General features: G+C 68.7%; 23 protein-coding genes. 12 read left to right on the forward strand and 11 right to left on the reverse strand.

The annotated features are described in order from the left end of the window. Nucleotides 1-61 precede the first annotated feature (61 nt). From E0H45_RS25045 to E0H45_RS25060, 4 genes are all read left to right on the forward strand, one after another. Nucleotides 62-766: a type 1 glutamine amidotransferase gene (locus E0H45_RS25045; protein ID WP_165546590.1), complete on the forward strand. Its 705-nt coding sequence runs from the start codon at nucleotides 62-64 to the stop codon at nucleotides 764-766. Between the two features lie 21 nt (nucleotides 767-787). Then, nucleotides 788-1,363 (forward strand): DUF1707 SHOCT-like domain-containing protein, encoded by a 576-nt coding sequence (locus tag E0H45_RS25050; protein ID WP_131341647.1) that lies wholly within the window; start codon nucleotides 788-790, stop codon nucleotides 1,361-1,363. 46 nt (nucleotides 1,364-1,409) lie between these two features. Continuing rightward, nucleotides 1,410-2,573 (forward strand): acyl-CoA dehydrogenase family protein, encoded by a 1,164-nt coding sequence (locus tag E0H45_RS25055; RefSeq protein WP_131341649.1) that lies wholly within the window; start codon nucleotides 1,410-1,412, stop codon nucleotides 2,571-2,573. Nucleotides 2,574-2,831: 258 nt separating this feature from the next. Beyond that, nucleotides 2,832-3,548: a neutral zinc metallopeptidase gene (locus tag E0H45_RS25060; protein WP_131341652.1), complete on the forward strand. Its 717-nt coding sequence runs from the start codon at nucleotides 2,832-2,834 to the stop codon at nucleotides 3,546-3,548. Here E0H45_RS25060 and E0H45_RS25065 read toward each other — a convergent pair. The 3 genes from E0H45_RS25065 to E0H45_RS25075 form a co-directional block, all read right to left on the reverse strand. Further along, entirely contained in the window at nucleotides 3,545-4,000 is a 456-nt protein-coding gene (locus E0H45_RS25065; RefSeq protein ID WP_131341655.1) for a GNAT family N-acetyltransferase, read from the reverse strand. The two genes, E0H45_RS25060 and E0H45_RS25065, sit on opposite strands and share 4 nt — an antisense overlap. A gap of 35 nt (nucleotides 4,001-4,035) precedes the next feature. Continuing rightward, a complete protein-coding gene (gene rny / locus E0H45_RS25070; protein WP_131341657.1) occupies nucleotides 4,036-5,742 on the reverse strand; it encodes a ribonuclease Y in 1,707 nt (568 codons plus the stop codon). Nucleotides 5,743-5,827: 85 nt separating this feature from the next. After that, entirely contained in the window at nucleotides 5,828-6,016 is a 189-nt protein-coding gene (locus E0H45_RS25075; RefSeq protein ID WP_131341660.1) for a hypothetical protein, read from the reverse strand. 408 nt (nucleotides 6,017-6,424) lie between these two features. Between E0H45_RS25075 and E0H45_RS42580 the strand changes: the two genes are divergently transcribed. Next, nucleotides 6,425-6,601, forward strand: coding sequence for a hypothetical protein (locus E0H45_RS42580; RefSeq protein ID WP_165546591.1), 177 nt, complete (start codon nucleotides 6,425-6,427; stop codon nucleotides 6,599-6,601). A 237-nt stretch (nucleotides 6,602-6,838) separates the two neighbouring features. Here the strand turns inward: E0H45_RS42580 and E0H45_RS25080 are convergent, their stop codons facing one another. From E0H45_RS25080 to recA, 4 genes are all read right to left on the reverse strand, one after another. Continuing rightward, nucleotides 6,839-7,279 (reverse strand): antitoxin, encoded by a 441-nt coding sequence (locus tag E0H45_RS25080; protein ID WP_131341663.1) that lies wholly within the window; start codon nucleotides 7,277-7,279, stop codon nucleotides 6,839-6,841. A 268-nt stretch (nucleotides 7,280-7,547) separates the two neighbouring features. Beyond that, the gene (locus E0H45_RS25085) at nucleotides 7,548-7,940 is read right to left on the reverse strand and encodes an MmcQ/YjbR family DNA-binding protein (RefSeq protein WP_131341667.1); all 393 of its coding nucleotides are present in this window, start codon (nucleotides 7,938-7,940) and stop codon (nucleotides 7,548-7,550) included. Between the two features lie 23 nt (nucleotides 7,941-7,963). Continuing rightward, nucleotides 7,964-8,524 carry a regulatory protein RecX gene (locus tag E0H45_RS25090; RefSeq protein ID WP_238155258.1) on the reverse strand — a complete coding sequence of 187 codons (561 nt, stop codon included), beginning with the start codon at nucleotides 8,522-8,524 and terminating at the stop codon, nucleotides 7,964-7,966. 1,405 nt (nucleotides 8,525-9,929) lie between these two features. Continuing rightward, nucleotides 9,930-11,000, reverse strand: coding sequence for a recombinase RecA (gene recA / locus E0H45_RS25095; protein ID WP_131341670.1), 1,071 nt, complete (start codon nucleotides 10,998-11,000; stop codon nucleotides 9,930-9,932). A gap of 251 nt (nucleotides 11,001-11,251) precedes the next feature. Between recA and E0H45_RS25100 the strand changes: the two genes are divergently transcribed. The 3 genes from E0H45_RS25100 (at nucleotide 11,252) to E0H45_RS25110 (ending at nucleotide 14,918) form a co-directional block, all read left to right on the forward strand. After that, on the forward strand, nucleotides 11,252-12,043 hold the full coding sequence (locus E0H45_RS25100; protein ID WP_131341673.1) for a hypothetical protein: 792 nt from the start codon (nucleotides 11,252-11,254) through the stop codon (nucleotides 12,041-12,043). Between the two features lie 41 nt (nucleotides 12,044-12,084). Continuing rightward, nucleotides 12,085-12,645 carry a GrpB family protein gene (locus E0H45_RS25105; protein WP_131341675.1) on the forward strand — a complete coding sequence of 187 codons (561 nt, stop codon included), beginning with the start codon at nucleotides 12,085-12,087 and terminating at the stop codon, nucleotides 12,643-12,645. 167 nt (nucleotides 12,646-12,812) lie between these two features. Further along, the gene (locus E0H45_RS25110) at nucleotides 12,813-14,918 is read left to right on the forward strand and encodes an MMPL family transporter (RefSeq protein ID WP_238155259.1); all 2,106 of its coding nucleotides are present in this window, start codon (nucleotides 12,813-12,815) and stop codon (nucleotides 14,916-14,918) included. A gap of 18 nt (nucleotides 14,919-14,936) precedes the next feature. Here E0H45_RS25110 and E0H45_RS25115 read toward each other — a convergent pair whose 3' ends face one another. Together E0H45_RS25115 and E0H45_RS25120 are read right to left on the reverse strand one after the other, a co-directional pair. Continuing rightward, on the reverse strand, nucleotides 14,937-15,131 hold the full coding sequence (locus E0H45_RS25115) for a DUF3046 domain-containing protein (RefSeq protein ID WP_131341681.1): 195 nt from the start codon (nucleotides 15,129-15,131) through the stop codon (nucleotides 14,937-14,939). Next, nucleotides 15,128-16,252: an LppM family (lipo)protein gene (locus tag E0H45_RS25120; protein WP_131341684.1), complete on the reverse strand. Its 1,125-nt coding sequence runs from the start codon at nucleotides 16,250-16,252 to the stop codon at nucleotides 15,128-15,130. The genes E0H45_RS25115 and E0H45_RS25120 overlap by 4 nt, the downstream gene beginning before the upstream one ends. A 108-nt stretch (nucleotides 16,253-16,360) precedes the next feature. Here E0H45_RS25120 and E0H45_RS25125 point away from each other — a divergent pair, with 108 nt between their 5' ends. From E0H45_RS25125 to E0H45_RS25135, 3 genes are all read left to right on the forward strand, one after another. Beyond that, nucleotides 16,361-21,010: an ATP-dependent helicase gene (locus E0H45_RS25125; protein ID WP_131341687.1), complete on the forward strand. Its 4,650-nt coding sequence runs from the start codon at nucleotides 16,361-16,363 to the stop codon at nucleotides 21,008-21,010. A 12-nt stretch (nucleotides 21,011-21,022) separates the two neighbouring features. After that, a complete protein-coding gene (locus tag E0H45_RS25130) occupies nucleotides 21,023-21,808 on the forward strand; it encodes a DNA-formamidopyrimidine glycosylase family protein (protein WP_131341690.1) in 786 nt (261 codons plus the stop codon). A gap of 100 nt (nucleotides 21,809-21,908) precedes the next feature. Continuing rightward, nucleotides 21,909-22,370: a DUF4262 domain-containing protein gene (locus E0H45_RS25135; RefSeq protein ID WP_165546592.1), complete on the forward strand. Its 462-nt coding sequence runs from the start codon at nucleotides 21,909-21,911 to the stop codon at nucleotides 22,368-22,370. Between the two features lie 8 nt (nucleotides 22,371-22,378). On the opposite strand, the gene E0H45_RS25140 is transcribed toward E0H45_RS25135, so the two are convergent. Together E0H45_RS25140 and E0H45_RS25145 are read right to left on the reverse strand one after the other, a co-directional pair. Further along, entirely contained in the window at nucleotides 22,379-22,666 is a 288-nt protein-coding gene (locus tag E0H45_RS25140; RefSeq protein WP_131341696.1) for a helix-turn-helix domain-containing protein, read from the reverse strand. Between the two features lie 163 nt (nucleotides 22,667-22,829). After that, nucleotides 22,830-23,327 (reverse strand): CinA family protein, encoded by a 498-nt coding sequence (locus E0H45_RS25145; RefSeq protein ID WP_337590418.1) that lies wholly within the window; start codon nucleotides 23,325-23,327, stop codon nucleotides 22,830-22,832. A gap of 290 nt (nucleotides 23,328-23,617) precedes the next feature. On the opposite strand from E0H45_RS25145, the gene E0H45_RS25150 reads away from it, so the two are divergent. Further along, entirely contained in the window at nucleotides 23,618-24,796 is a 1,179-nt protein-coding gene (locus tag E0H45_RS25150; RefSeq protein WP_131341703.1) for a DUF2332 domain-containing protein, read from the forward strand. The last annotated feature ends 11 nt before the right edge of the window (nucleotides 24,797-24,807 follow it).

A 24,807-nucleotide genomic window follows, 5' to 3' on the forward strand; every position in this document is an offset into this window, starting at 1 on the left:
AATCACCACTCCGGTACGGCGGTGCGCTGCGTGTCATGGTGTGCCGCCGTACCGTTGCCCAGTGACCCCACCGCCGACTTCTGTGCTCATCATCGAGAACGACCGCGACAGCGGACCTGGCCGGCTGCTCGACTGGCTGGACGAGCGTGGGCTCGCTCCGGTCGTCGTGCGGGCCTGGGACGGTGAACCCGTACCCGGGAGCGTCGACGGTCATGCCGCGCTCATCCTGCTCGGCGGCGGCATGCTGCCGGACGAGGACGAGCGGTCGCCGTGGCTGCCGTCGGAGCGTTCGCTGCTGCGCGACGCGCACGGGCGGGTGCCGGTGCTCGGGATCTGCCTCGGTGCGCAGCTGCTGGCGCATACGTTCGGCGGCGAGGTGCAGGGGAAGTACGGGCAGCCGGAGAAGGGTGTGACGTCGCTGACGGTGCTGCCGGGCGGTGCGGACGACGTACTGCTGGCTGGGCTGCCGTCGACGGTGCGGGCCGTAGAGAGTCACCAGGACCAGATCACGCGGCTGCCGGAGGATGCGGTGCTGCTGATGTCCAGTGAGCGGTGCACGAACCAGATGCTGCGCATCGGGCAGAGCTGGGGTGTGCAGTTCCATCCGGAAGTAGAGGCAGGGCGGGTACGGCGGTGGGAGCCGGCGCGACTGCGATCGCTCGGGTTCGACCCGGACGCCGTGGTGGCGGATGCGGGACGGTACGCCGTCGAACTGGAGAAGACATGGTCGACAGTGGTGGGCCGGTTCCTGTCACTCGTCGGCTGATGCGGCGATACCTTATGGGGCATGAGTCTGGAGCAGCCGCCGCCCAACCACCGGGCATCCGACAACGACCGTGAGCGTGCCGCCGCCGTGGTCCAGGAGGCGCACACCGACGGGCGGCTGGACTTCGAGGAGCTGGACGAGCGACTGACCCAGGTCTACTCGGCCAAGACCCAGCTCGAGCTCCGCAACGCGACCGCGGACCTGGTGCCGGTCGCCCACGGCAGCTCCCAGGAACTGACGCTCCGGGCCCGGCACAGTGCGCAGAAGCGCGAGGGCGCGTGGGTCGTGCCCCAGCGCCTGACCGCGATCGCGGAACACTCCTCGGTCAAGCTCGACTTCACCGACGCCGTCGTGCACTGGTCCGACATCCACGTCGACGCCCAGGCCATCCACAGCTCGGTGGTGATGGTCATCCCCGAAGGCTGGAGCGTCGACATCGACCAGGTCGAGGCCAACCACAGCAGCGCCAAGAACAAAGCCGTGGCCCCCCGCCCCGGCGGAGTCCGCCTCCACGTCACCGGCAAGGCCCACCACGCCAGCGTCGTAGTCCGCCACGCCCGCAAACGCCACTGGTGGTGGCCCTGGTACCGCAAGTGATCCATACCTCCTCCGCAGCCGGCCGGATTGCCGTTAGCGTTTGGGCATGAGCGCTTCGTTGGATCTGGTGGATGTCGACTCCTTGCTGACTTCGGAGGAGGTTGACGTTCGGGGGGCAGCGCGGCGGTTTGCGGACGAGCGGTTGCGGCCGTCCTTGCCGGAGTGGTTCGAGGCGGGCGTGATTCCGGCGCGGGAGCTGGCGAAGGAGCTCGGGGCGCTCGGGTTCCTCGGGATGCACCTGACCGGGTACGGGTGCGCCGGACTCGGACCGGTCGCGTACGGACTGGCTTGCCTCGAGATCGAGGCGGCCGACTCGGGCATGCGGTCGCTGGTGTCCGTGCAGGGCTCACTGGCCATGTACGCGATCTGGAAGTACGGCAGCGAGGAGCAGAAGGCCGAGTGGCTCCCCCGGATGTCCGCGGGTGAGGCGATCGGCTGCTTCGGGCTGACCGAACCGGACTTCGGCTCGAACCCGGGCGGTATGCGCACCAACGCCCGCCGCGATGGCGATGACTGGATCCTGAACGGCTCGAAGATGTGGATCACCAACGGCTCGGTCGCCGACGTCGCGGTGGTCTGGGCGCGGACCGACGACGGCGTCCGCGGCTTCGTCGTACCGACGTCGACGCCCGGGTTCTCGGCGCCGGAGATCAAGCAGAAGATGTCGCTGCGCGCATCGGTCACGTCCGAGCTGGTGCTGGACGACGTACGGCTGCCGGCGTCCGCGATGCTGCCCGAAGCACGTGGCCTGTCCGGCCCGCTCGGCTGCCTGAACGAGGCCCGGTTCGGCATCATCTTCGGCGCGATGGGCGCGGCGCGGGACTGCCTGGAGACCGCGATCGCGTACGCCGGCGAGCGGATCGTGTTCGACAAGCCGTTGACGGCGTACCAGCTGACGCAGGCGAAACTGGCCGACATGGCGGTCGAACTGAACAAGGGCATCCTGCTCGCCGTCCACCTCGGCCGGCTGAAGGAGAAGGGCACGCTGCGGCCCGAACAGGTGTCGGTCGGCAAGCTGAACAACGTCCGTGAGGCGATCGCGATCGCCCGCGAGTGCCGCACGATCCTCGCGGCGAACGGCATCAGCGGCGAGTACCCGATCATGCGGCACGCCAACAACCTCGAGTCCGTCCTCACCTACGAGGGCACGTCCGAGGTCCACCAGCTCGTGATCGGTCAGGCGCTGACCGGCCAGTCCGCGTTCCGGTGACGGCTCTGTCCGCTCGGCCCGTGCGCGGCTAGGCTGCCGCGGGTGAATGCGCGGGCTGGATTGGTCACTGCTGTCGTTGTCGTACTTGCGGCCGTCGGGACAGTCGTCGTACGACAGGTTGGCGGGAGTGACGATCTGCCGACCGCTGGTGGGACGCTGGGGGCTCTGACGCCTACGCCTGCGCCTACGCCGACTCCTGAGCCTTCGACGCCTACTCCGACCCCTTCACGGACGCCAACAGTCGACTCTGTCGCTCAGATGCTCGCGGCCAAACAGCGGGTCGTCGCCCAGAACCCGCTCTACCGCGTCGGCCGGCTGCCCGCCTCGCACTGCAAGGAACCCGCGGTCCGGCCGACCTCGGTCGCGAACGTGCGGAAGTACTACACGGAGTACATCCGCTGCCTGGACAAGGTGTGGAAGCCGGTGGTCGAGAAGGCCGGCTTCACGTTCCAGTCGCCGCGCCTGGATGTCTTCACCGGCAAGACCCGCACCCTGTGCGACGTCCAGGACTCGGCGGCGTACTGCGGCAGCGGCACGATCTCGATGAACGCGACGTTCGACATCGACAACTACCGCAAGTACAACAAGCTCTGGGCACGCACCACCATGGCTCACCTGGTCGCTCACGAGTACGGCCACCACATCCAGCGCCTGATCGGCATCAGCGACGCCTCCGCAACGCGGACGAGCTACCTGAAAGGCGCGGACGCTTCGCTGCTGGAGAGCCGGCGAATCGAACTCCAGGCGTCCTGTCTCAGTGGTGTCTATCTCGGCGCCGACCGGAGCTACTTCCCCGTCGCTGGATCGTGGCGGCAGCGGTGGCTCTGGACCATCAGCCACCGTGGCGACGAGTGGGGCACGCAGCGCGACCACGGCAGCAGCAAGAGCCACAGCCGCTGGACCCGCCGCGGCTTCGACGCCGGCACGCCGTCCGCGTGCAACACCTTCACCGCATCGACCGCCAGCGTCGCCTAGAAGGTCTTGAGCAAGTACTCGCAGGGATCGTTGTGCGTGCGTACGACGGTGCCGTCAGCCGCCTGCTCGGTCCAGTAGTCCAGCACGTGCGGACCTGACCACGGCACGTACCCGAGCCGCTCGTACAGCGTCCGGGCCGGATCGTTGTCGAATCCAACGGCAAGACCGATCGCCGGCCGCTTCCACTCCTCCGCCGCGATCGCCTCGGCTGCGCGAATGATCGCCGTACCGATCCCCTGCCGCGGGACGTACGCATGCAGCGCGTTGATCTCGGCCGGGTCCGCGTCGGCGCGAAGTTCGCCGTACTTCGAATGCCGGAGCAGGACCGTCTGGCCGACGATCTCCCCGTCGCGCTCCGCGACCAGGTAGACCCCGTCGTCGGACTGTTGGGTGTCCCAACGAGCCCGGATGTGGTGCTGGGCGGCCGGCTCCCCCGCCAGCGCGCCGATCATCCGGTCGACATCGGCACGAGTGGCGGGTCTGACGACTATTTCGCGACCTCCGTCGCGCGGGACTCCCGTACGACGGTCACGCGGATCTGACCGGGATATGTGAGCTCCTCCTCGACCTGTTTCGCGATGTCGCGCGCCATCACCTGCGCCGCGATGTCATCGACCGCGTCCGGCAGCACCATCACGCGGATCTCCCGGCCGGCCTGCATCGCGAACACCTTCTCCACGCCCTCGTGGTGCATCGCGATCTCCTCGAGGCGCTCGAGCCGCTGCACGTACGCCTCGAGCGACTCGCGCCGCGCACCCGGCCGACCGCCGCTGACGGCGTCCGCCGCCTGCGTCAGCACGGCCTCGACGGTACGGACCTCGACCTCGTTGTGGTGCGCCTCGATGCAGTGCACGACGTCGTCGTTCTCGCCGTACTTGCGCGCCAGCTCCGCACCGACGATCGCGTGGCTGCCCTCGGACTCGTGCGTGAGCGCCTTCCCGATGTCGTGCAGGAACGCGCCGCGCTTGCACAGCTTCGGATCCAGCCCGAGCTCGGCCGCCATCATCCCGGCGATGTGCGCCGACTCGACCAGATGCTTCAGCACGTTCTGCCCGTACGACGTCCGGTAGCGCAGCAACCCCATCGTCCGGACCAGCTCCGGATGCAGATCGGTGATCCCGACGTCGGCCATCGCGTCCTCGGCCGCCCGCTCACACAGCTCGGCGACCTCGCCCTTGCTGCGCTCGTAGATCTCCTCGATCCGGCTCGGGTGGATCCGGCCGTCGAGCACCAGCGAGTCCAGGGTCAGCCGCGCGGTCTCCCGCCGTACCGGATCGAAGCAGGACAGCAGCACTGCTTCCGGGGTGTCGTCGATGATCAGGTTCACGCCGGTGGTCTGCTCGAACGACCGGATGTTGCGGCCTTCGCGGCCGATGATCCGGCCCTTCATGTCGTCGCTCGGCAGGTGTACGACGGAGACGACCGACTCGCTCGTCTGCTCGGAAGCCAGCCGCTGCACCGCGCCGGTGATGATCTTGCGCGCCTTCGTCTCGCCCTCGTCGAGCGCCTGCCGCTCGATGTCGCGGACGATCGTGTGCGCGTGCCGCTTCGCCTCGTCCTCGATCGCCGCGACCAGCTCGGCCCTCGCCTGCTCGGTCGTCAGGTTCGCCACGCCTTCGAGGATCCGGCGGCGCTCGTCCTCGAGGTCCTTGATCTCCTGTTTGCGCTGATCCAGCTCGGCCAGCTGCGCGGTCAGCTCGGCGTGGCGTTCCTCGATCCCGCGGTGCTGCTCGTCGAGCCGCTCCTCGCGTTCGGTCAGCCGGTGGTCGCGGCGCTCCATCTCCAGGCGCTGCTCACGCAGGTCGTCCCGGATCGACTGCGCCTCCGTCTCGGCCTCCCGGCGTACGTCGGATGCGCGCTGCTCGGCATCGCGTCGTACCTCGGACGCCCGGTCCTCCGCGGCGCGGCGGATCTCCTCGGCGCGCTGCTCAGCCACCTCGGCACGCGTCCGCAGTACGGCGGCCTCCTCCTCGGCCTGCCGACGTACCAGGTCCGCGGCAGACTTCGCACCGGCGGCGAGCTGCGCGGCCTCGGCCTGAGCAGCCTCGAGTTGAGCGGTCTCGCGCTGGGTGGCCTCCTGTTGGGAGGTCGAGATGTCGGCAGCCTTTCGGCGGGAGAGAGTGAGGCCGATCCAGGCCAGTAGTCCGGCGATCAGCAATCCGATCAGGGCCAGGCCAACGGTCATCGCGGTCATCGGCGTCTCCCCTCTCCTTCGAGTCCCACGCGGGGACTGTGGCCAACGGTCGAAGGGATCAGCCAGCCGGCCGTTCGGTAAGGCGTCACCGGGGTACGGCGGTGCCGGCGCCACCTCTGCTGAGGCGGTACCGATGCTGCCACTTCCGGCGATGCCGACGGTGCTGCTGCGCACTCGCTGCTGATGTGCTGCCCAGCGTGCTCGCGGTCCGCGAACCCCCGTCCGCCGACTGCATGGACGCCGCATCCGCAGCCGCCCAGCGTTGCTTGCTCACCGTGCGTCGCCGGTTGAACCCTCGGAGACCACGATGGCCCCGCTCGTGTCCTGTCGGGCTGCTGCCGTTCAGGTATTACGTGCGGTGCCGTCTATCCGACAGCGTTTGCACGACGCCGTCGTCCTTCCTTCAGCTCGGTCGAGCGTGGTTGCGTTTTCCCGGCCGGTCGGTAGTTTCGCCGACCCGCCGTTCCTTATACCCGCCACCGTTCCGGTGGATTCATCCCTTCCTGATGCCGAGGCTAGGCGCGCCCCACCACCCGGTCAAGACGGACACTCGTCGACCCCACCGCCGATCTCGCGTCACACCTCCACAAGACCACCCCACAACGTGGTCTACTCCAGATCCCGCCCACCACCGCGGCACCCGCCGACACGCTGGTCTGCGCCTGTGGCAGGCTGTCGCGCCATGGGTGACTGGTACGACGTGATCCTCACCGTCGATCTCCAACCTGACGTTCCCCCAGCCGAACTGGCCGAGCTGCGCTGGCATCTCGGTCTCGGCGACCGCCCCGCGGACCTGACCATCGTGGCGGGCGAGCCCTGGCACGCCGCGGCCCCGCGGACCGGATCGGCGGCGTACTAGGCGCAGAGCTGGTCCCGCGAGACGACGGCGGCTGGGCCTTATCCGTACGCCAGGAACTCCACCCCGACGAGCTCGACCCGGTCCATCAGCTCATCGCCTGGCTAGCCCAGCACGCCGATGTCACCCGATCCGGCAACCACCTGGGCTCGATCCGCTTCTACGAAGACAACCAGACCGAGCCCCTCGTCATCCACAACGACCAGCCTTACCGAGGCAGCACCCCACTGACCTAGCGAGCTAGCTGCGTGTGCTGCTGCCCTGGGATCCGGCCACGCCTTCCGACTCGCCGGGCGCCGCCTCTGCCGTGCCTGCCGAGGCCCCAGCGGTGGAATCAGACACCGTCTCACCGGACTCGGAAGGGGACGCGGTGGACTCGGAAGCGGACGCGGTTGATTCGGATGCAGGTGCACTGGGCTCGGACGTAGCTGCTTCGGCGGGCTCGGGCGCCGGCGCGGGTGCGGTTTCCGCTCCCGCCTGGCCCGGGGTCTCTTCGGAGCTGTGCTTGTCGACAAGGCCGCCGACCTTCTGCTGGACTGAGTCGACCTTCTCCGCGTACTTCCCGCCGGTCTGCTTGTCGATCAGGTCGCCGGCCTTCTCAACTCCCGCCTTGATCTTGTCCGGGTTCTGCTTGACGACATTCCGGAGCCAGTTCTTCGCCTGTTCCTGGAAATCGTTCATTGCACCCTCCGCGGTGTCTGGGGCGGATCGACGGAAAATCCCAGCCTACGGACCGGCGCAAATACCGGCCCTACCTCGGATAACACACCGTCACGCCGCACCCGTCAACGCCCCTCGCCGCAGCCCACCCCCCGAACCCACGTCACCCTCCGTAAACCCCCACCCGACGAGCCCCCGATCAGCAGCCCTCTAAACGCCCGTACGACACCACCCGACCACACCCGACAACCGGGCTCCGGGGCTCCGGGGTGGTGAGTCGGATGGCGGCCTAGGTGTTCCCGAGGTGTGCCTTGGCGACGTCCGCGGGTGCGTGCACCAGCCATGCGTCGAGCAGCGCTTCCTCCAGGACGGCCTCGGACACCTCGTCCAACTGAACGAGCACCGCGGCGTACCCATTGAAATGCGGAATCGTGAAGAACCCGTCCCCCGCCCGCGCCGCCAGCACGGCTTCCTTCTCTGCAAGATCCTCGACCGCGAGCGCGACGATCGTCCCGCCCGGCGGCGTCTCGTCCCCGAACCGCTTCAAATCCGCCTTACTGAACGGCCGCTCCCACGCGTACGCCTTCCCCCCGACCTTCCACGTCCGCATCCCGTGCCGGGTCGCCTCCTCTGTTCCCGGCAACCCCAGGACCACCCGCTCCACATCACCCAAGCTCGTCACCCCACCGACGCTACCGCCAGGAACTACTCGGGTTCGAGGCCGGAGGAGTCGAGGAGCGGGAACTCTTCATGGCCGGCGTCGAGCTCCTGCTTGACGACGGTCATCGCGAGACCGCCCGGATACCCCTTGCGCGCAAGCATTCCGAGCAATCTCCGCATCGCCACCTGCCGCTCCAGCGAACGCATCGACCGCAACTTCCGCCGTACCAGCTCCCGAGCCTTCTCTTCCTCCTGCTCAGGATCCAGCTCGTCGAGCGCGTCTCGCGCCAACTGGTCGTCCACCCCGCGCCGCCGAAGCTCCTGCGCCAGTGCCCGCTTCCCCAGCCCACGCCCGCGATGCCGCGACTCCACCCACGCATTCGCGAACGCGGCATCATCAATCAGCCCGACGTCGGTGAACCGATCCAACACCGCATCGGCCACCTCGTCCGGAATGTCCCGCTCAGCCAACACATCAGCCAACTCGGCCCGGGTCCGCGGCTGCCCCGACAACTTGTCCAGCAAGATCGTCCGAGCCGCCGAGTACGGATCCGCCTGCGCCCCATCGAGCTCCGGATCCCCCGTCCCCTGAGGCTCATCCCCCACAGGCCGCTTCCCCCGCCGCCCAAATCCCCCACCAACCCGCCGCCGCCCAGTCCCCCTCCGAGCTGACCCGCCCCCAGCACCTGCAGACCCCGCCCCACCACTCGCAGAACCCGCGGCGCTCGGCCGCGTGCCCTCGCCAGTACTCGCGGGACCCGCACCGCCGAGTCGGGTGCTCTTGTCAGGACTCGTCGAGCCGAGCCGACCCTCGCGCTTGGCCGTCGGTACCGTGCTGTCGTCCGAGCGCGTCCTCGTGCCCTTGCCGGTCGAGGGAGCGTCGCCTGTCGCGCTGGTCGGCGCCGCACCTGACGAGCCTGCGGACGGCTGCGCGGGCTCCGCTCCGACCGCGCCAACTGCTGCATCCGCGGATGCAGCACCCGCCTGAGCCTCGACGCGGCCTGCGGCCTGCTGGCGACCAGGTGAGGTGGTCCGGGGCTGGCGTGTGTCCGCCGAGCCGGAGGACGTGTCGTCTCCGGAGAGGGCAGTCGAGGCTCTCGTTGGTGTTGGTTCATCGACCGGGTCTGACCACGGGTCCAAGACGTCAGCTGTGCCGAGGTCGTCGCGCGAGGCTGACGTCGTTGGGTCAGTTGACGGTGCGGGCGTCAGCGTCGGACTGTCAGCCTCGCTGCTGCGGGGACCGTTCGGAGTACTGCGATTCGCGCCGTCGCCGAGTGCGGCCGGGGCATCGTCGGCGAAGGCCTGGGCCTCGGCTCGGCGCGTGGCGGCCTGGGTCTCGAAGGCCTGGACGGTTCGCTTGTCCTCGTCGCCCCAAGGGTCAATCGGGTTGGCGTCCGGCTCGCGTCGCGACTTACCCCGACGGGCCGTCGATGGAGCCTGCTGTTCAGCATCAGCCTCCGGCCGGGTGCGTGCCTGGCGAGGACGCGACTCCTGCTCACTCGAGTCGTGAGCCTCACGCGAAGGCTCGTCCCAGGGGTCGACGATGCCGGCGGTTCGCCTGATGGAGCCGGTACGTCGTCCCGTCGTACTCCGCTCCGACTCCCCGCTGTCCAGGAAGTCGTCGGTGTTCTCCCACGGGTCGGCGGCGCTCGCAGCACGACCCCGAGTACGACGACTTCCTCGCCTCGAACTGGCGGAGGAACCATCGCTGTCACCAGCCGCACCAACTGCGTTGCCTGCACTACCCGGACGAACGTCGCCCGACGAGGACGCCGATCGCGAGGCATCACGCTGCGCCGACACCTGCCGAGCCGACGTACGCCGGTACGACGTGCGCTCGGTGGCAGCCGGCTCTGCGTTGAGTGGCTCTGGCGCGGACGCGGTCGCCCCTTCGGCCAGGAGTTTGCGGGCCAGGGCGAGGCGTTCGTCGTGGGGTAGAGACAGCGCCGCGGGGGCAGCGTCGTCGGCAGCTGATGGCTGCCGGGGGACGCTGCCGCCCGCGGAGGGTCGGTCAGAAGTCGACATCGACCTCGGCCGCGGCCTCTTCGGCCGGCTGGTCAAGGGTCGGGCCGATGCCCATCTTCTCCTTGATCTTCTTCTCCAGCTCGTTGGCCAGATCGGGGTTGTCGCGCAGGAAGTTCCGCGCGTTCTCCCGGCCCTGGCCGAGCTGGTCGCTCTCGTACGTGAACCAGGCGCCGGCCTTGCGGACGAAGCCCTGATCCACACCGAGGTCGAGCAGGCTGCCCTCGCGGCTGATGCCCTGGCCGTAGATGATGTCGAACTCGGCCTGCTTGAACGGCGGGGCCACCTTGTTCTTCACGACCTTGACGCGGGTCCGGTTGCCGACCACGTCCGTGCCGTCCTTGAGCGACTCGATCCGGCGCACGTCCAGCCGGACCGAGGCGTAGAACTTCAGCGCCTTACCACCGGTCGTCGTCTCCGGCGAACCGAACATGACACCGATCTTCTCGCGCAGCTGGTTGATGAAGATCGCGGTCGTGTTCGTCCCGCTGACCGCACCGGTCATCTTGCGCAGCGCCTGGCTCATCAGCCGGGCCTGCAGACCGACGTGGCTGTCGCCCATCTCGCCCTCGATCTCGGCCCGGGGCACCAGCGCGGCCACCGAGTCGATCACGACGATGTCGATCGCACCGGAGCGCACCAGCATGTCGGCGATCTCCAGGGCCTGCTCACCCGAATCGGGCTGCGAGACCAGCAGCGCGTCGGTGTCGACGCCCAGCTTCCGCGCGTACTCCGGGTCGAGGGCGTGCTCGGCATCGATGAAGGCTGCGATCCCGCCGGCCCGCTGAGCGTTGGCGACCGCATGCAGGGCGACCGTCGTCTTACCGGAGGATTCCGGGCCGTAGATCTCGACCACGCGGCCGCGGGGCAGACCACCGATACCGAGCGCGATGTCGAGCGCGATCGACCCGGTCGGGATGACCTCGATCGGAGGCCTGTTCTGCTCCCCCAGGCGCATCACCGAACCCTTGCCGCACTGCCGCTCGATCTGCGTCAGCGCGGTCGCAAGCGCCTTCTCGCGATCGGCCGCCGCGCGCTCCGCACTCGCTACACCCGCCATGTGACTGCCACCTGACCCATCTGGTAATCCGGGGCCGGCCGGCCGGCCGCCCGAAGGAACTTTCTTGTCGCCAGAGAAGGTATTCGTTGCCTCCGACAGTTTTCGCCGCGACTTCGAATCTGTGGACAACTCAGCCGTCCAGCCACCTTCCGAGCACCAAAGTATCCCGAACACGTGTTCGAATCACAACTGACACGCCGAAGCCTGTTCCGGCAACCATCCTGACCCAGCTGATCCCTACTCTTGCGGACGTGACAGACCGTCCCGACGTACCCGATTCCGCCGTGGTCCTCGCGATCAGCCGGGTCGAATTCGGTATCGACATCGTGCTCGACGCGCTCCGTTCCCAGGATCCGTTCGGCATCCGCACCGTCCTGGCCGAGTACTCCGCTCAGGAGAAGCCCAACCTCGCCGAGAAGGGTCTGATCCTCGCGATCGACCGGCTGCTGCAGATGAAGGTGCCCGGCCACGAGGAATGGCCGACCCTCCCGCTGGCGAAGCGCTGCGACTGGTGGGTCGAGCGCCTCGGCGGGTTCGCCGCGGTCGTCGCCGGTCTCCCCCGGCTCAGCGGCGCGGCGGCCGACCGGTTGCCGATGAAGGACACCCTCGGCGCGGCCGTGCAGGCGATGGTGATCGGCGCCGTCTGCCGCGAGTACGGCGTGGAGGCGCACGCCGACCGTACGTCGGTCATCATCCGCGTACTCACCGACCGCCCGATCACGCCGGACGAGGTCCTCAAGTACGACGACCCGGAGGTCGCCGGCAAGGACGTCTCCGAGCAGTTGGGCCTCGGCGAGGTCTCATCGGACATGGGATTGCGCAAGGGCGTCCGGATGGTCTGGCGACTGAGCAAGCTGTTCGGCGGACTCAGCGAGGTGTTCGAGGACCGCCCGCGCGGCAGCCTGGGTGCCCGGTTCGTCGGGAAGCTCCCCGGCGTCGGCGTGGTCGGTGGCTTCTTCGACGAGCGCAAGGGCATCAAGAAGGCGGCGTACGAGGCCGCTGATCTCCTCACCACCAGCGCGTTCCGGCTCAAACCGTTGTAAAGGGCTGGGACCTGCCACCGCAGTACTGGGATGATCTCCGCATGACTGGGATCGTCATCGCGCGGCCGGACGACACCTGGCCCGCGCAGTACCAGAAGACCGCGCAGCTGATCGGCGCACTGCTCGGCGAGTTGGCCCAGCGGATCGACCACATCGGCTCCACCTCGGTGCCGGGCCTGCCGGCCAAGGACATCCTCGACATCCAGGTGACGGTAGGTACGGAACCGGACCTGGACGACGTCGCCGAGCGGCTGGCCGCCGCGGACTGGGAGCTCCGCCCGCCGCGGCGCGACCACCCGGTACCAGGGCTGCCCGCGGACGACATCGAGTGGGTGAAGCGGATGCTGGTCGAGCCGATGTACCGGCGCCGGGTGAACCTGCACATCCGCGTGGCAGGGCGGGCCAACCAGCGATACGCGCTGCTGTTCCGCGACTATCTGCGCAGTCATCCGGAAACGGCACGGGCGTACGCCGCCTTCAAGCAGCACGCAGCCGCGCTCCGGCTCGAGATCGGCGACTACACCGACCTGAAGGACCCGGTCTGCGATCTCATCTACCTGCCGGCGGAGGACTGGGCAGCCCGCACCGGCTGGACAGTCTGAGAACTGAACCGGTGCCCGTGCACGCAGGAGAACGCACGGTGAGCGCAGTACTACCGAGTGGTCGTTGACCCTGTCTGACGCAGCCACCACGCTGGTTCGGGGGGCGTCGTGATCGGTCCGGCGTGCGGACGGACGTCTCTCCAGGGGGCGTGGTTCGGGTGCGCGGAGTGGGACGGCTCGCGGCGTTGCCGTGCGGCAAGGTGTCGAAGTGGATCGTGCTGGCTTTGTGGATCGTCGCGATAGGGGTGTCCTTCAGTCCAGCGGGCAAGCTGACCGGTGCGCAGGAGAACGACGCTGTCTCGTGGCTGCCCGGTAAGGCCGAGTCCACCGAGGTCTTGAAGGCGACCCAGCAGTTCTCGTCCCCGGACGAGATACCGGCTGTGCTGGTGTACGAACGCTCGTCCGGTATCACGCCCGCTGACCAGCAAGCGGTCGCCCGACAGGTGGCGCAGTACGGCGACCTGCAGGACGTCGACCGTGAGGTCATCGGGCCGATCCCGTCGGAGGATCGCAAGGCACTCCAGGTGCTCGTACCGATCAACGCCGGCTCTGGAGGCTGGGAGACCATCGGCGCGCGTGCCGACGACATCAGGCGGATCGCGGCGGACCGGCCGGACGGACTGTCCTTCCACGTGACCGGACCGGGCGGATTCGCCGCCGACTCGCAAGAGGCCTTCGCAGGTATCGACGGCAAACTCCTGTACTCCGCCGCAGCCGTAGTGATCGTCATCCTCCTGCTCACCTACCGGAGCCCTGTGTTGTGGCTGCTGCCACTCCTCTCCGCAGGTGTCGCACTCTTTGCGGCACAGGCCGTCATCTACGTCTTGGCGACCCGGGCGGACCTGACCGTCAACGCCCAGAGCGCAGGCATCCTGACAGTCCTTGTGTTCGGCGCGGGGACGGACTATGCCCTGCTACTGATAGCCCGCTACCGCGAGGAACTCAGGAAGCATCAGGACAGGCATGAGGCGATGGCATTCGCTCTGCACCGGTCCGGCCCAGCGATCTTCGCATCAGGATCCACAGTGGTAGCAGGCATGCTCTGTCTGCTGTTCGCCTCGATGAACTCCACCCGCGGTCTCGGTCCGGTCGCAGCAGTCGGCATTGTGATCGCAGTGCTCGCCATGCTGACCTTGCTGCCCGCACTGCTCGTCATCTGTGGTCGTTGGGTGTTCTGGCCGCTCCGTCCGACGTACGGATCGGATGACCACACCGAGACGAGTGTGTGGGGTCGCATCGGCCGACGGATCGCCGTACGGCCGCGGCTGACCTGGATCACCACGTCCGTACTCCTGGGCATCGCCGCCCTCGGCGTCCTGACACTCGACGCCAACGGGCTGTCCAACGAGGAGTCCTTCGTCGGTACGCCGGACTCCGTGGTCGGGGAGAAGACCGTGGCCGCCCACTTCCCGGCCGGTGCGGGCAACCCACTGGTCGTGGTGAGCAAGGCTGACAAGGCCGCGGAGGTCCGTACGGCGATGTCCTCGACGCAAGGCATAGCGGCGGTGGCGGAGCCGCGGGTGGCCGGCGGACTGGCGTACCTCGAGGGGACCATGACCGACGCGGTGGACACGCAGGCCGCGAAGGACACCGTCGATCGCGTACGGACGTCCGTCCACGCAGTGCCCGACGCCGACGCGCTCGCCGGCGGTGGTGCCGCGATCCTGCTGGACACGCAGCGGGCGTCCGCTCACGACAACAAGCTGATCATCCCGGTGGTGCTCGCGGTGGTGCTGGCGATCCTCGCACTGTTGCTGCGGGCACTGGTCGCGCCGGTGATGCTGGTGACAACCGTCGTACTGTCGTTCGGCGCGGCGCTCGGGATCAGCTCACTCGTGTTCAAGGCACTCGGCTTCGAGGGTGCGGACACGTCGTTACCGCTGTTCGTCTTCGTCTTCCTGGTTGCCTTGGGCATCGACTACAACATCTTCCTGATGACGCGCGTGCACGAGGAGGCGAAGACCCACGGCACCCGGCGCGGAGCGCTGATCGGGGTGGCCGCGACCGGTGGGGTGATCACGTCGGCCGGACTGGTACTGGCGGGGACGTTCGCGGTGCTGGCGACGCTGCCGGTGGTGGCTTTCGCGGAGATCGGCATCGCGGTCGCGCTCGGCGTACTGCTCGACACCATCGTCGTCCGCGCTGTGCTGGTCACGGCGCTGAACCTGGACATCGGCCGGCACCTGTGGTGGCCGAGCCGACTGGCCCGTCAGCGCGATCCTGGGCCGGCCGACAGCCTGCCTGAGGGTGAGTCGACGCTCACCAGGACCTGATCGAGTGGCGTGGGCGGTTCAGCGTTCGCTGGCGGGGAGGTTGAGGTGCTTCCACACGGCCCGCCAGACGAACTTGGCGGCCTCACCGTCGGCCAGGGCCTCGACGACCGTGCGGCCGCCGAGCTCCCGGACCACCTGGGTCTCCGCCCAGGTCCGTGCATACGCGGGCCCGAGATGGTGGTCCATCCGTGCCCAGAATTCCGTCAGTCTCATGCCTGCCCGTCATCGTCCTTAGGCGGCGGTCCCCAACCGCCCTGCTGCCCCTGCTGAGGCGCCGACGGACCACCCTGCTGGCCCCAACCACCCTGCTGCGGTGGCTGCTGACCGTAACCCTGCTGCGGCTGACCAGGCTGCTGACCCTGACCAGGCTGCTGTCCCCAACCACCAGGACCCTGCTGAGGCGGCTGACCCTGCTGAGGCTGCCCAGGGTACTGCTGCTGACCAGGCTGGCCAGGCTGCTGCCCCTGCGGAGGCTGACCCGGGTACTGCCCCGGCTGTCCGCCGTACTGCCCAGGCTGACCAGGCTGTCCCTGCTGACCGCCGTACTGACCGGGCTGGCCCGGGTACTGCCCACCGGGACCCTGCTGGCCGTACTGCTGCTGCCCGAACCCAGGCTGACCCGGGTACTGCCCCGGGCCGCCGTACTGACCCGGGTACTGCCCCGGGAACTGCTGGCCGTAGCCCTGCGGCCCCTGCGCCTTGCGCCTCCGCAGGATGAAGAACACCGCCGCGGCGATCGCCAGCAGCACGAGCACGATGATCAGGATCAGCGCCCAGGTCGGGAAACCGCCACCGGCCTCGGAGGTCAGCGAGATCTTCCCGAGCTTGTCGATGCTGTCGTACGTCGCCGTCCGGCCGCTGACCTTGGCGCCGCTGTCGTGCTCGAGGATCTTGCCCGGCATCGTGACCTTGAAGTTCACTTCCGGCTGGCTGCCGCCGGACGGCAGGTTGCTGCCCAGGTCACCGGCCTCGACCGTCACCTTGACCTTGTCGCCGTCCTTGGTGAAGCTGACGCCTTCGCCGCTCGAGCTGCCCATCTTGTCGAACGGCACGTTCGAGAAGGTGCAGTTGGAGCCGACGTACTTGTCGTCCTCGTACGACTTGCACTCGACACCCTGCGTGGCAGTCGACTTGATACTGCTCTCGATCTGCTGGCGGATCTTGTCGAGGGACTGGCCGCTGGACTGCAGCAGCTGCTTGTCCACCCCGATCTTCATGTTCCCCGAGACCGTCTCGTTCGACCCGACCTTCAGGTCGGCGTCGAGCTTGACGCACCCGGTCAGCCCGACCAGGCACGCCACGACGACGAGGGCTGCACGTACGCGGTTCATCATGCTGCCGATCATTCCAGACGAAGGGGACAGTCCGGGCACCGGACGGAAAGCGTCCGCTCACGGTGGCGATCGGGCGGTTCGTGAAAACTGTCGGCAGGACCCGGCAAGATGGTCGACGTGAAGAAGACCAGCGCGTTGAGCCGGTTCTCGCCCGCGACCCGGGCGTGGTTCGGCGACGTCTTCGAGGCGGCCACCCCGGCCCAGCTCGAGGCGTGGGACGCCATCACCGCGGGCCGGGACGCGCTGGTGGTCGCCCCGACCGGCTCCGGAAAGACGCTGGCCGCCTTCCTGTGGGCGCTGGACCGGCTGGCCACGACACCGCCGCCGGATGATCCGAAGCTGCGCTGCCGAGTGCTCTACGTGTCGCCGCTGAAGGCGCTCGCCGTCGACGTCGAGCGGAACCTCCGCGCGCCGTTGATCGGCATCCGGGAGACCGCCCGCCGGCTCGGGGAGGCGCCGCTCGACGTCGAGGTCGCGGTGCGCTCCGGCGACACCCCGGCCAACGAGCGGCGACGGTTCGCCACGCGGCCGTCCGACGTACTCATCACGACACCGGAGTCCCTGTTCCTGCTGCTGACCTCGCAAGGGCGGGAGTCGCTGCGCGGAGTCGAGACCGTCATCGTCGACGAGGTGCACGCGGTCGCCGGGACCAAGCGGGGCGCACATCTCGCGCTGACCCTCGAGAGGCTCGACACGCTGCTGCCGCAACCGGCGCAGCGCATCGGCCTGTCGGCGACGGTGCGACCGGTGGAGGAGGTCGCGCGGTTCCTCGGCGGCGAGCGGCCGGTGACGGTCGTGCAGCCCAAGTTCACGAAGCAGTGGGATCTGAGCGTCGTCGTACCGGTCGAGGACATGGCCGAGCTGGCCGCGACCGAGGTGGAGACCTCCGGGTCCGCGGCCGGTCCACAGCAACATGCGTCGATCTGGCCGCATGTCGAGGAGCACGTCTTCGACCTGATCAGTCAGCACAGTTCGACGATCGTCTTCTCGAACTCGCGCCGCCTGGCCGAGCGACTGACCGCCCGGCTGAACGAGATCGCCGCCGAGCGCGCCGAGCTGGAGCTGTCGGAGCTCGGCTCGCCTGCGCAGCTGATGGCCCAGTCGGGTGGATCGCTCGCGGCTCCGCCGTTGATCGCGCGAGCCCACCACGGCTCGGTCAGCAAGGAGCAGCGGGCACTGATCGAAGAGGACCTGAAATCCGGTCGGTTGCCGTGCGTCGTAGCGACGAGCAGTCTGGAGCTCGGCATCGACATGGGTGCCGTGGATCTCGTGATCCAGGTCGAGGCGCCGCCGTCCGTTGCCAGCGGACTGCAGCGCGTCGGTCGTGCGGGTCACCAGGTGGGAGCGGTGTCGCGCGGGGTGCTGTTCCCCAAGTTCCGCGGCGATCTGATCGACACGGCCGTCGTCGTCCAGCGGATGCGCGACGGCCTGATCGAGAGCTTGCACATCCCGGCCAACCCGCTGGACGTTCTGGCGCAGCAGATCGTGTCGATCGTGTCCCTGGACTCCATCGACGTCGACGAGCTCTTCTCTCTGGTACGACGCTGCGCGCCGTTCGCGACCCTGCCGAGATCGGCGTACGACGGGGTGCTCGACATGCTGTCCGGTCGGTACCCGTCGGACGAGTTCGCGGAGCTGCGGCCGCGGATCGTGTTCGACCGGGTGAGCGGTGAGATCTCCGGCCGGCCGGGGGCGCAGCGGCTCGCGGTGACGAGCGGCGGGACGATTCCGGACCGCGGGCTGTTCGGCGTGTTCCTGGTCGGCGAGTCGACGAACCATCGGGTCGGCGAGCTCGACGAGGAGATGGTGTACGAGTCGCGTGTCGGCGATGTGTTCACCCTGGGTGCGTCGAGCTGGCGGATCGAGGACATCACCCACGACCGCGTGCTGGTCTCCCCCGCGCCCGGCCAGCCGGGCAGATTGCCGTTCTGGAAGGGCGATGCGGTCGGGCGGCCGGCCGAGCTCGGAGCGGCGACGGGCGCATTCGTTCGCAAGATGGCGGCTTTGCCTGCGGGGAAGGCAGTCGAGCGCGCGCGGGCCGCGGGCCTGGACGAGTACGCCGCGAACAACCTCGTCTCGTATCTCGCCGAGCAGCGCGACGCGACCAGCCGAGTGCCTGACGACGTGACGATCGTGGTCGAACGGTTCCGCGACGAGCTCGGCGACTGGCGGGTGTGCGTGCACTCGCCGTACGGCGGTCAGGTGCACGGCCCGTGGGCGCTGGCGATCGCTGCGCGGCTCCGGGATCGCTACGGGATGGACGCGCAGTCGGTGTCCGGCGACGACGGGATCGTGCTGCGCCTGCCGGAGACGGACGAGGCGCCGCCGGGCGCGGAGCTGGTGCTGTTCGATCCGGCGGACATCGAGGATCTGGTGACCACCGAGGTGGGCGGGTCGGCGCTGTTCGCGGCGCGGTTCCGGGAGTGCGCGGCGCGGGCCTTGCTGCTGCCACGACGTAACCCGGGACGACGGTCACCGCTGTGGCAGCAGCGGCAACGTGCCTCGCAGTTGCTGAGTGTCGCGAGCAAGTTCGGGTCGTTCCCGATCGTGCTCGAGACGCTGCGCGAAGTCTTGCAGGATGTCTACGACCTGCCTGCGTTGAAGGATCTGCTGACCGGGATCAGCGAGCGCCGGATCTCGGTCGTCGAGGTCGAGACGTCCGAGGCGTCGCCGTTCGCGAAGTCGCTGCTGTTCGGCTACGTGGGCGCCTTCATGTACGAGGGCGACAGTCCGCTCGCCGAGAAGCGTGCTGCCGCGCTGTCGCTGGATCAGAGCTTGCTGGCCGAGCTGCTCGGACGGACCGAGCTCCGGGAGTTGCTCGACGCCGAGGTCGTACTGCGGACCGAGGCCGAGCTGCAACGCCTCGCCGAGGACCGCCGGGCACGTGACGCCGAGGGGCTGTTCGACGTACTGCGGATCATCGGTCCACTGTCGTTGCCGGAGGCAATACAACGGTGTGTCGACGGTTCGGATGCGGAGTCCTGGCTGACGTCGCTCGCGGCCGCGCGTCGCGTCGTCCGCGTGCGGATCGCGGGCGAGCATCGCTGGGCGGTCGTCGAAGACGTTGCTCGGTTGCGCGACGCCCTCGGTGTGCCGCTGCCACCTGGCGTTGCAGAGGCACATGCGGAGCCTGTCGCCGATCCGCTCGGCGACCTGGTGTCTCGATACGCGCGGACGCACGGACCGTTCCGCGCGATCGATCTCGCGACCCATCTCGGCATCGGAGTCGCGGTCGTCACCGATGCGCTGCGGCGGCTGAGCGTGGCCGGGCGAGTCGTCGAAGGCGAGTTCCTGCCGGGCGGCATCGCGCTCGAGTGGTGTGACAGCGAGGTCCTCCGGCTGCTGCGACGGCGCTCCCTCGCCGCCTTGCGGAAGGAGGTCGAGCCGGTCGATCCATCCGCGCTGGCACGGTTCCTGCCGGCCTGGCAGGGCATCACGAGCAGCCGCGGACGCGGGTACGACGTACTTCTGGGCGCGGTCGAACAACTCGCGGGATGCGCGGTGCCGGCGTCGGCGTTGGAGTCGATCGTGCTGCCGTCGCGGGTGCCCGGGTATCAGCCGTCGATGCTGGACGAGCTGACTGCGACCGGTGAAGTGGTGTGGGCGGGCTCGGGTTCACTGCCTGGGACGGACGGATGGGTGTCGCTGCATCTCGCGGACAACTGCGACTTGACGCTGCCTGACCCGGATCCCGCGTTCGAGCTCGGCGAAACGCATCAGGCTGTGCTGGACGCGTTGTCCGGCGGCGGTGCGTTCTTCTTCCGGCAGTTGAGCGACGTCGTCGGATCCAGTTCCGGTGCGATCGAGGACGAGACCCTGGTCGGCGTTCTCTGGGACCTCGTCTGGGCCGGCTCTCTGACGAACGACACGTTGGCGCCGGTCCGATCGCTCGTCGGTGGTGGCCGCGGCAGTCACCGAACGCGTCGCGCGACTCCACGCGCGCGTCCAGGTCGTCCGGTCCGGCCAGGACGACCCGCGATGCCGTCACGGAGTGGTCCGCCGACCGCTGGTGGGCGGTGGTCGTTGCTTCCGGCCAGAAGCTCGGACGCGACCCGGCGGGCACATGCCGCGGCCGAGACCCTTCTCGATCGCTACGGCATCGTGACGCGTGGTTCGGTGATCACCGAGCGGACGCCCGGTGGGTTCGCGGCCGTCTACAAGGTGCTGAGTGCGTTCGAGGAGTCCGGGCGGTGCCGGCGCGGGTACTTCGTCGCAGGCCTCGGAGCTGCCCAGTTCGCACTGCCTGGAGCAGTCGATCGGCTGCGAGCGCTCGCCGAGCTGCCGACCTCGACGAAGCCTGACGAGCCGTTCGGTCCTCCAGGACGGTTCGGGCCGGGCGGTGCACGGACAGGCGGTGCCGCTCGCGGCCGGAAGGACGAGGAGTTGACCGCGCGCGCCGTCGTACTGGCTGCGTCCGATCCGGCAAACCCGTACGGCGCCGCGTTGCCATGGCCCGAGCGGGAAAGCGCCGGCGGTCATCGACCTGGCCGGAAGGCGGGCGCGTTGGTCGTGATGGTCGACGGACAACTGATCGTGTACGTCGAGCGTGGCGGGCGGACCGTGCTGAGTTTCACGGAGGATCCCGATCTGCTGCAGCCGGCCGTTGACGCGTTGGCCTTGTCGATCCGGGACGGTCAGCTCGGCAAGCTCAGCGTGGAGACAGCTGACGGTGAGCAGGTTCGCCATACCGCGTTCGGGGACGCTCTGGCGAAGGCCGGCTTCCACGCCACGCCACGCGGTCTGCGGCTCCGGGCATGAAGTAGTCCGGTCATGCCCGAGGGAGACACCGTCTGGCGGGCCTGCAAGCGGCTGAATCAGGCCCTTGCCGGGCAGGAGCTCGTTCGCACGGACTTCCGGGTGCCTTCGTTGGCGACGACCGATCTGAGCGGACGGACGATGCTGGAAGTCGTTGCGCGCGGCAAGCACATCCTGATGCGGATGTCCGGTGGGCTCACGCTGCACAGTCACTTCCGGATGGACGGCAGCTGGCATCTGTACCGTCCCGGCGAGCGGTGGCACGGCGGGCCCGACCACGACATCCGCGTGGTCCTCGAAACCGCGCCGTGGACGGCTGTCGGATACCGGCTCCCGGTGCTCGACCTCGTCGCCTCCGGCCAGGAGGACAGCGTTGTCGGGCATCTCGGCCCGGATCTCCTGTCACCGTCGTTCGATCGCGCCCTCGCGATCTCGAACGTCGAGTCCGATCCGGGGCGCACGATCAGCGAGGCGCTGCTCGACCAACGCAACCTCGCCGGGATCGGCAACTTCTACCGCACCGAGGTCTGCTTCCTGCTCGGCCTGCACCCGTGGCGCGCGGTCGAGGCTGTCGATGTCCCCGCCGCGATCGACCTGAGCCGCAAGCTGATGAAGGCCAACGTCCGCAACGGCGCCCAGGTCAGCACGGGCATCGACCGGCCGGGGCAACGCTCATGGGTGTTCGAACGCGCCGGCAAGTCCTGCCGCCGGTGCAGTACGACAATCCTCACGTCGTCCCTCGGTGAGCCGACCCGCGAGCGGGTCACCTACTGGTGCCCGGCCTGCCAGCCCGAAGCCTGATTCCTGCCGAAATTGCCCTGTGGACAACGTCTCCGGAGGGAGCGAACACGGATACCTTCTCTGACGCATCGAACAACTGTTCGAGCGAAAGGAGATGGTGATGTGTGACAAGTGCGGCGGCCTGGACGACGAGCGGTACTCGCGACAGATCGAGCGAAACATCCAGACGTACGGCTGGACGATGCAGTTCATCGAGGGCGACGGCGGCCGGAATCCTGCCTTCGCGTACACACTCGGCCTCAGTCTGTACCGGCATCCGGAGATCATCGTCTTCGATCCGGAGCCGTGCTACGCCTATCTAGGCCTCAAGCCGCTCGCCTGGGCGGTGCTGGAAGGCGCGGCTTTCGACGAAGGCGACGACCTGTCCGGGTTCTTCCCGCCTCCGCACACGGCCGAGCTCCTGCGATTCCCCGACTCGGCGCACCACCTGTTCACTGCCAACACGATGTTCCGGCAGCCCGGTCAGCCGCCGCTCCCCGCCCTGCAACTCGTCTGGCCGACCCGCACAGCACTGATCCAGCCGTCCAGCACTGGCTCGGCTCCCGACGGAGGCGTCCGATGACCCGCGGATCAGGCCGCGGCCACGACCTCGGGCTCGATCGCCGGGTGCGCCAGCACGAGGGCCTCTTCGCGCGCCAGATCTTCGCTCACCTCGGCGAACACCGTCGACAACGGCACTTCCAGCGCCATGCAGATGGCCGCCAGCAACTCGCTCGAAGCTTCCTTCTGACCGCGCTCGACCTCGGACAGATAGCCGAGACTGACGCGTGCGTCGGCGGATACCTCGCGCAGAGTGCGCCCCTGGCGCAGCCGCTTACGCCGCAGCACGTCGCCCAGCAGGCCACGAACCAGCACCATGAGGTTTCTCCCTTCCGCCTGTCCGGCCGCGTCTACTCGCACGGTAGCTCGACCGTAGGAACCAACGGTACCTGTTGCTGGGTCACTACTTCTCGCAATGTCCACCTTCGGTGCGCCGTGCCAGTCTGCCTTACCTGTCCCCATGCTGGTCCCAACACCCCGTTCAGTCGAGATCTTCCGCCACAAGTTCCGCTCCGAGTTCTAGGACGGCCTGCACACTCCCCCGGCGTACGGCTGCCCGATCACCGCTCAGCTGCAACTTCCGCACCCGCACCGAGCCCGGTCCGGCCGCGGCGACGTACACCGTGCCGGCCTCGACGCCCGCCTGCGGGTCCGGTCCGGCCACACCGGTCGTCGCGAGCCCGTAGTCCGCCTCCAGACGCTCTCGCACGCCGCTGGCCAATGCAGCAGCCGTATCCGGGTGCACCGGGCCTACAGCAGCCAGCAGCTCCTCCGGAACGCCCGCAAGCTTGGCCTTCAGGTCAGTCGCGTAGACCACCACGCCACCCCGATACACAGCCGACACCCCTGGCACATCCGTCAGAATCGCCCCGACCATCCCACCAGTCAACGACTCAGCAGTAGCCAGCGTCACGCGACGTTCCAACAACAACCCCACAAGCCGCTGAACCGCCACCTCAACCCCACCGCCCACGGCCACCTCCGACTCTCAACACACACCGCTACTCAACACCCACCACCCAACACCACCTCCGCCACCAAACCCCGACGCACCACCCACGACACACCACCGCCGTGCCCCTCGACCCCAGCGTGGCGGGGCTGGGTCAGTAGCCGTCCGTTACCGGTCTCTCACCCTTGCTACGAAGCAGCCGACACGCATCCGACAGGAGCTCGAGAACTCCCGAAACGCGGGCTCCTGCGCGAGCCCGGTGGGCCGGGCTCGGATCGTCTGCGGGTTGTGCGGGGCGCGTGGCTAGACTCGCTCGAATGCCGGAGGCGAGTGGTGGGAGCGCGAAGGGTGGGGGGCGCGGGCGTTCTCTCGCGCAGGTGTATCGGCGGTTCGGTGAAGTCGATGCGCTGAAGATTTCGCCGCTGTACGCGCGGATGGCGATTGCGCTGAGCGAGTCGGCTGACGCGCTGCGAGTGATCGAGGGCGCGCCGCCACGCCGCCGGCATCCGACGGTGGTCCTCGCCGCTCTCCACGACCTCGCCCTCTCCGGACAGGCCCCCGACCTGGCCGCCGCCTTCGCCACCGCAAACGCCGCAAACGCAACCGCTGAGACCACAACCGCAAAGACCACGACCGCAAAGACCACCACTGCCACGACGGACGCAGCTGGGTTGGATGTGGTCGGGGCCGTGGCTGTTGGGGTGGTTCGGCGGGTGGGGAGCTTGGTTTTGGAGGTTGGGGCGGGGCGGAAGGTTCGGGGGGACGAAGGTGGGCGGCATGCGGTGCTGTATCCGGCTGTTGCCGAGGTGGCGCGGCGGGTTGGGGCGGGTTCGGTTGGGCTGATCGATGTGGGGCGGTCGGCTGGGCTGAATCTGACCGTTGATCGGGTGGGGATCTCGTACGGCAACGGGCAGTCGTTGGGTGACGCAGGTTCCGCGGTGCAGGTGTCGGCTTCGGTTGTGGGCGATGGGCGGGTGCCGTCGCTCGCGATGCCGAAGGTTGCGGCTCGGGTTGTGGTTGATGTTGAACCGGTGGATGTGACTGATGCGGACGAGGCGCATTGGTTGCGGGCGTGCGTGCCGCCGGATCAGGTGGAGCGGTTGGCGAGGCTCGAGGCGGAGTTGGCGTTGGCGGAGGCGGCTCCACCGGTGCTGGTGCGGGGTGGTGTTGTCGAGGTGCTTCCGGAGGCGATCGCCTCGGTGCCTGACGAAGTACTCCCGGTGGTGATCACGACCTGGGCGTTGTCGGGGCTGGATCTCGAGGGGCGGCTGCGGTTCCTGCAGCGGCTCGACGAGGCCGCGACTCGGCGGCCGGTGGCGTGGGTGTCGGTGGAGGGCGTCGGAGTCGCGCCGGGGATGCCGACGTTCGGCGATCGGCGGGCTTCGGGGCACAGCATCGTCGGGCTGGGCGTGTTTGATCACGCGTCGCTGCATGCCACCGCGGTCGGCCGCTGCTGGCTGCGCGGCGAGATGCTCGCCTGGCTGGCCGATTCGTAGACCTGCCCGAC

The sequence above is a fragment of the Kribbella soli genome, assembly GCF_004331345.1.
GTDB classification, from domain to species: Bacteria; Actinomycetota; Actinomycetes; order Propionibacteriales; family Kribbellaceae; genus Kribbella; species Kribbella soli.